Source organism: Paraburkholderia sp. BR10882 (assembly GCF_040948855.1).
GTDB lineage: Bacteria > Pseudomonadota > Gammaproteobacteria > Burkholderiales > Burkholderiaceae > Paraburkholderia > Paraburkholderia nodosa_A.
In genome coordinates, this window is record NZ_JBFPKP010000046.1 from 1 (window position 1) to 6,911 (window position 6,911).

The following is a 6,911-nucleotide window of genomic DNA, read 5'->3' on the forward strand; positions in this document are numbered from 1 at the left end:
CGATCTCACGAAGCTCGGCCTCAAGGAGGCCGCTGCGCCCGCCGTATGGAATGCGGTTCTGTTTGATCAATAAGCCATCCTACCTATATGAGCTTTCTCAACCCGTCTACCTATTTGCACCAGAACCAACTGACCCACCTGGGAGAGGATGGCGGCTTTTGCCGCCGATGCTGACTCAGGAGCAAGCAGTGGAAATCAAAGTATTGGCAAGGCGAGGCACGCCGGTGCGGGAGATAGCCCGGCAGGTGGGCGTCTCGCGGAACACCGTGCGGAGGTAACTGCGCGACGACGATGCGCGTCGCTACAAGGAACGAGAGCCGCGCCCGGCGAAGCTCGACCCGTTCAAGCCGTATCTGCTCGAACGAATTGCAGCAGCCAGGCCGCACTGGATTCCGGCGACGGTGTTGCTGCGTGAGTTGCAGGACGCAGGCTACGACGGTGGCATCAGCCAGCTCAAGGTGTTTGTGGCGCAATACAAGCATGCCGAGCCGGAGCCGGTCGTACGTTTCGAGACACCGCCGGGCCGACAGATGCAGGCCGACTTCACGACCATCCGCCGAGGCCGCTCGCCGTTACTGGCGCTGGTTGCGACGCTGGGCTACAGCCGTGCGAGCTACGTACGCTTCACGAGCGGCGAGGATGCCCAAACGCTGTGCGAGTGCCTGCGCGAAGCCTTCATTTACTTCAGCGGCACGCCTGAACAGGTGCTGTTCGACAACGCGAAATCGGTCATCATTGAGCGCGATGCGTTCGGCGATGGCCATCACCGGTGGAATCCGCAATTGCTGACGCTGGCAGAAACGTATGGCTTCACGCCGAAGGTGTGCAAACCGTATCGGGCGAAGACCAAAGGCAAGGTCGAACGCTTCAATCGCTACCTGAAGGAGAGCTTCGTGGTGCCGCTTGCGGCCACGCTCAAGCAGTCCGGCCTGAAGCTGGATGTTGACGCCGCAAACAGCCATATCGGTCGCTGGCTGGCCGAAGTGGCGAATGCACGGGTGCATGCCACCACGAAAGAGAAGCCATCGGTCCGGTTACCACAGGAGCAGTCTGCACTCCTGCCGTTACCTGCGCCGAAATCGGCGGCCGCTCCGACAACGACGAGGCTCAAGCGAGTGCTGCCCAGCGAGAGCCTGCAGCATCCGCTGGCCGTCTACGACGCGCTGCTGGAGGTGGCCGCATGAATCTCCAGCATGAACGCATCGCCGGACTATGTGCACAGTTGAAGCTCGACCGTATCAGCAGTGACTGGAGCGCACAGGCCCAGAGCGCGGCCAACGCTGACGCCAGTCACGCTGACTTCCTCGAGCAACTGCTGACGAACGAAGTTGAGGCCCGCGAGGAACGCAAACGCCAGACGCTGACCCGACTGGCCGGGTTGCCAGGTATCAAGACGCTGGAGCAATACGACTTCGGCTTCGCCAGCGGTGCGCCGCGTGCGCAAATCCACGAACTGGCCGGCCTCGCGTTCATCGAGCGCGCCGAGAACGTCGTGCTGCTGGGGCCGTCGGGGGTGGGCAAGACGCACATTGCGAGCGCACTGGCTTACCGGGCCACGCAGGCTGGCATCAAGACGCGCTTCATTACGGCCGCCGACCTGATGATGCAACTGGCCACGGCCCGGCAGCAGAACCGGCTCAAAGAGTTCTTTAGCCGCGCCGTTGCCGGACCGAGGCTGCTCGTCATCGACGAAATCGGCTATCTGCCGTTCGGTCGCGAAGAAGCGAATCTGTTCTTTAACGTGGTCGCCAAACGCTACGAGCGCGGGGCCATCGTGCTGACGAGTAATCTGCCGTTCACGCAATGGGCCACGGCCTTCGCCGATGACCAGACGTTGACGGCAGCGATGCTCGACCGACTGCTGCATCACGCGCATATCGTGCAGATTACCGGCGAGAGCTACCGACTGAAGGACAAACGAAAAGCTGGACAGACCACGCGGGCAATTGCGAAAGCCGCCGCGTGACACGGAACTGGGTGGGTCAGATTTACTTCGGCGTTTCGCCGAAAGGTGGGTCAGGATTCAGTCGGCGTTGACAACTGGCATCCGTTGTTCGCCGCCTGGCGAGAAACTCGACGCTCGGTGAGTGTTCGGTACCATCCCGAAGATCTTTCACGGATTTTTGTGAGTGGAGGAGGCAAGGAATATTTTGAGGTTCGTTATGCTGACTTGCGGCGCCCGTCTATCTCGCTATTCGAACAACGGACCGCGCTGAAATCCATTCGGGTGCAAGGGCAACGTTCGATCTCCGAGAGCATGATTTTTCGCGCAGTAGAGGATCAGCGTCGTGTAATTGCCGATGCCACCCGCGGGACAAGGGCACATCGGCGTCCGCGCCCGCGGCGCTTGCCGGCGATCGAGGCATTCAACGATCTTTCTCTCAGACAGCAGGATTCTGAGAATGAGAAAGACCAGGTCGACTACGACTCTCCGGTGAAAGCCTATGACGTCGAGCAATGGTGAGGTGCAACATGAAGCAGGCCGTGTTGTCACATTTACTCCCAACCGCGAGAGAGCAGGCCCGGTTGGGAACCGAGGAACGAATACGTAGCCTTCTTCGCGACCGGTGGATTGACTATCCTCGCGCCAGCGAAGCGCTGCAACTCCTGGAGCGTCTCCACGAGACGCCGCGGCGTGACCGCATGCCATGCTTGCTCATCCACGGCGACTCAAACATCGGCAAGACGAAGATCACTGCAAAATTCAAGCGCGCGCATCCCAGCGAGTTCGATGAGCGGAGCGGCGTCGAAAGATGTTCAGTCGTCGCCATGCAGATGCCTCCGACACCTGATCAGCACAGGTTTTACTCGGGCCTGCTGTTCGAGCTCGGCGCTCCCCACAATCCCGCAGCTGGTCTGGCTTCGCTGGAGAGGCTCGCTCGTGACATTCTGCGACGCGTGGCACCCCGGGTCCTGATTGTCGATGAGGTACATCACCTGCTTGCCGGTACCTATCGGGAGCAACGCGCATCCCTGAATCTGCTCAAATATCTCGCGAATGACCTGCAGATCAGCATGGTTCTGGTCGGCACTCGCGACGCTGTACTGGCCCTCCAGACAGATGCCCAGATGTATAGTCGCTACCGACCGTTTGAAATCCCACGTTGGAGGGAAAGCGATAGCCTCAGGCGCCTTCTGGCGGCGTTTGAGCGTGTACTTCCGCTGCGCAGGCCATCCGATCTGACGCGACGCGAAATCGTTCAGTTCGTGTTGAGCGCGAGCGGCGGGCTAACGGGCGAAATATCGACCCTTCTGAACGACGCGGCCGAATTCTCGATTCGCAGCGGCGACGAGTTCATTGGTATGTCACATCTCGAGCATGTCGCGGGAGACGCCGCCTGATTCTGTGCTTCCGTGGCCGGTCGCCCCGAGACCGTTTTTTGAGGAGGCGTTTGGTGGCTGGCTGGGCCGGGTTGCGGCCCGATATCAGATAAGTGTTCGAATGCTCTGGGAAAGGAGCGTTTCGAGCGCGTTGCCGACGCTTGGCACTGCGGGGTGGATATTGTTTTCGACACTCGACGCGTCTACACTCGAACGGCTCTCGAGGCTGGCTCGTTTACAAGATGGCCGCCTGAAGTCGATCGGGACACCGGTTGGTTGGATGACGAACCGTCAACGCCTCCCATACTGTTTCCGCTGCCTTGTACTCAACGATGCTGATGTATGCGCTCCGCGTTGGAAGAGAGAATGGCTCGATCCGACAGCGGACTATTGCAGGGTACATCATGCGCCACTTGAGACGTTACCGGCGTCCGTTTTACGCAATGCCGCCAATTTTGCCGCAGCACTTAGGGCGATAAATCGTTATCGCGAGGACTGCAGCTATCGCTACCCCGGCAAGGCACGCTAGCTGAATTAATGGCCAGGCTAGCTCTTCTGTGGACACCGCTAGCGGAAATTGCGAGCTGCAACAACGGGTATTTGCGAATGCTGCTGGTACACGGCGCCAGATCGGTCGTCCAGCAAGCCGTAAAGCATACAGATACGCTCTCTCGATGGATACTTGACGTTCAGGCGAGACGTGGAACAAACATCGCAGTCGTGGCGCTCGCCAACAAGATTGCCAGGACGATCTGGGTATTGCTCGCACGCGGTCAGGAGTACGCTCCGCCGGCATGAGCGAAGCTCGGATCGCATACGGAAATGGTTTTACCTCTTCATTGGTTGCACAAGTGATCTGATTCAATGGCAAACAGGTTGGACCGTCGACGACAGAACCTGCGCAGACTTAGGGCTTACGAAGCCGTGGATATAAGAAGGAGTCGTCGGGCGAAATCCATTGGGGCCAGGCACAACGGTGCCGTCAACAGGCCGAATGTATATATGCAATCCAGCACCTGCTTGCAGTAAGCCAGATCATTTGGCAAACGGGACGAGGCCATGTATAAGCGTGCTGCCTTTACCTGAAAGCCAAAAATCGCAACACTGTTTGCAATCCGGGAGGCGTCCACATAAGACCTTCCCTAGCAGGCATTTGAAACCTCACCTGCGCGAGGAATGCCTTTGGCCACATCGGTTTGGTCCATGTCGACTTGATAGTGAGCGTCCTTAATTCAAGGGGAATCAATGCCGTCTCCTCGCCAATTTGCGCTTCTACGCGACTCTGCTCGCGAGCGTACGCGTGAGGTTGTAGGCTGCCTGAGTCAGGAGGAACAACAGCTCGACCCGCTCGCAGCCTCGATACATTGCCTGACGAGTCCGGCCCGCCGTTTTGCCCAAGCCGAAGACCTGCTCGATGCATTTGCGCTTGTGTTGGCTGATGGCGTAGCACGCCCAGCGTGTCGTGCGACACGTCAATGGCCGAGCAATCCACGCGGCCGTCGTTTCGCGCCACGTAGGGCGTCACACGGCTGGCCCGGCAACCCGACGAAGCCTGCCTTAGTTCTTGCGGTCGCGGTCCATACGAACGGCCGGCCGTGTTGGTTGTACTGCTCGATATATCGCTCGATGCTGGTGATGAGTTGACGCACGTTCTTGAACGACCCTCGACGGATCGCCTGCTGTGTAATCAGGCCAAACCAGCGTTCAACCTGATTCAGCCAGCTTGAGTAAGTCGGCGTGAAGTGCATGTGGTAGCGCGTATGCCTGGCCAGCCACGCCCTGACCTTCGGATGCTTGTGTGTTGCATAGTTGTCGACGATCAGATGCACATCGAGATCGGCAGGCACTGCCTGGTCCACATGCCTGAGAAACGCTAGGAATTCCTGATGTCTGTGGCGCGGCTTACATTGCGCAATAACTTCACCCGTTGCCGTATTGAGCGCGGCGAACAGAGTGGTAGTGCCATGCCGGACGTAATCATGCGTTACCCCCTCGAGATAGCCCAGCCCCATCGGCAACATCGGCTGCGTACGCTCCAGCGCCTGGCACTGGCTCTTCTCGTCGACGCACAGCACCAGGGCATTGGTCGGCGGGCTCAGGTACAGCCCGACAATGTCGCGCACCTTCTCCACGAAGTAGGGATCATTAGACAGTTTGAAGCTTTTTGACCGATGAGGCTGTACACCGAACAACGACAGATATCGGGCCACCGAACTCTTCGAAATCCCTGTCTGCGCAGAAGCGGACCGCACGCTCCAATGCGTTGCCCCATCCGGCTTCTCATGCAGTATCCTCGCCAGGAGTTCCGCTACCGCTTCATCGTCATGCGTACGAGGCCGGCCTGGACGGGCTTCATCATGCAGACCGGCAAGTCCATGGGCAACAAACCGCTTCTTCCAGTGCGTAATTGCCGGCGGTGTCACCTCGCACTGCGTTGCAATTTCTTGACTCGTATGACCGTCAGCGGCCATCAAAACAATCTTTGCACGGCGGACCAGAGAATGAGGCAGCGAACGCGAGCGGCTCATTGACAGCAATTGTTCTCGCTCCAGTTCCGACACGACAACCTCGATTCCTTTACGTCCCATGATCGCCTCCAACACGCCGTGAATTCGATCATAGAACAATCTGAATTTACGTAAAGTTATTTATGGGACAGAATACTAGATGGAATTGAAGACAGCTCCGGTTTCGGCGATTCTTTTACATCATATAACGTTGCTGTTTGCATCAACCATGCCCGCATGATGAGTAACGAAGCGCGTCTGTCGAGAGCAGACGTGGTAGCGCTAATTGGGTGTCTAAATGCCGTTTACGATGATGCTAGCAGTGTCAGACATTCCATTCAGGAAACCGCGAGGGGATGCTTTGCTGGAGCAGGATATACTATCGACGATGCGGATGATTTTTATAAAGCTGCGTGCGAGAATGCGGCGATTGAATTTTATGGGGGTAAGAGGCAATTTCAAGTTGTTCGGCGCAGCGGGATCAGTGCTTGAGCAGACTTCAATTCGATGGCAGAACGGTCGGGCCGTGGTGGGTCAACCCGCTTTGCACCACGGGTAACCAAGCCCGATGGTCCTGTCTCAATAAGAGCGAGAGGTCGGCCGAGTCCGATATGGTATGGATTCCTTATCCAGCCAGCGAATAGAATTGCTGTGCGGGAGTTTGACCAACGCCGCCATCGTTCAATTGGGTTTTGTCGCAATAACGCGGTCAAGTAAAATCCACCGACGACAACGCATGACAAGCATGCCGCTGGCATTGGCAAGGTACTGAAGCGGCTGCACTACCCGCTGGATGTGATCCTGCTGTGCGTCCGGTGGTACGTGGCGTACTCACTGAGTCTACGAAACCTCGAAGAAAGATGGCCGAGCGGGGTATCGAGGTGGACCATTCGAGCGTGCACCGGTGGGTTATCAAGCTGCTGCCGGTGTTTGAAAAAGCATTCCGCAAACGCAAACGCAAACGGCCTGTCGGCAAGCGCTGGCGCGTCGATGAGACCTATGTCAAGGTCAAAGGCCATTGGAAATATTTGTACCGTGCCGTGGACAAAGCGGGCAACACGGTGGATTTCCTGCTGTGCGCCC

The 6,911-nt window shown here is 57.9% G+C and carries 4 protein-coding genes and 4 pseudogenes; 6 read left to right on the forward strand and 2 right to left on the reverse strand.

Annotated elements, in window-relative coordinates:
* Nucleotides 1-167 precede the first annotated feature (167 nt).
* From istA to AB3X99_RS40765, 5 genes and pseudogenes are all read left to right on the forward strand, one after another.
* Nucleotides 168-1,184, forward strand: a pseudogene (gene istA / locus AB3X99_RS40745) (IS21 family transposase).
* Complete coding sequence (istB, locus tag AB3X99_RS40750; protein ID WP_368662051.1) at nucleotides 1,181-1,966, forward strand: IS21-like element helper ATPase IstB; 786 nt, start codon at nucleotides 1,181-1,183, stop codon at nucleotides 1,964-1,966. Before istA ends, istB begins: the two are co-directional and overlap by 4 nt.
* 33 nt (nucleotides 1,967-1,999) lie before the next feature.
* A pseudogene (locus AB3X99_RS40755) lies at nucleotides 2,000-2,464 on the forward strand (Mu transposase C-terminal domain-containing protein); the annotation flags it as partial.
* Nucleotides 2,465-2,472: 8 nt separating this feature from the next.
* The gene (locus AB3X99_RS40760; protein WP_368662052.1) at nucleotides 2,473-3,342 is read left to right on the forward strand and encodes a TniB family NTP-binding protein; all 870 of its coding nucleotides are present in this window, start codon (nucleotides 2,473-2,475) and stop codon (nucleotides 3,340-3,342) included.
* Nucleotides 3,320-3,850, forward strand: coding sequence for a TniQ family protein (locus tag AB3X99_RS40765; protein ID WP_368662053.1), 531 nt, complete (start codon nucleotides 3,320-3,322; stop codon nucleotides 3,848-3,850). Before AB3X99_RS40760 ends, AB3X99_RS40765 begins: the two co-directional genes overlap by 23 nt.
* Nucleotides 3,851-4,593: 743 nt before the next feature.
* Here AB3X99_RS40765 and AB3X99_RS40770 read toward each other — a convergent pair.
* Nucleotides 4,594-4,867: pseudogene (locus AB3X99_RS40770) on the reverse strand (transposase); the annotation flags it as partial.
* On the reverse strand, nucleotides 4,794-5,909 hold the full coding sequence (locus AB3X99_RS40775; protein ID WP_368662054.1) for an IS630 family transposase: 1,116 nt from the start codon (nucleotides 5,907-5,909) through the stop codon (nucleotides 4,794-4,796). The gene AB3X99_RS40775 and the pseudogene AB3X99_RS40770, both read right to left, overlap by 74 nt.
* A 675-nt stretch (nucleotides 5,910-6,584) precedes the next feature.
* Here AB3X99_RS40775 and AB3X99_RS40780 point away from each other — a divergent pair.
* Nucleotides 6,585-6,911: pseudogene (locus AB3X99_RS40780) on the forward strand (IS6 family transposase); the annotation flags it as partial.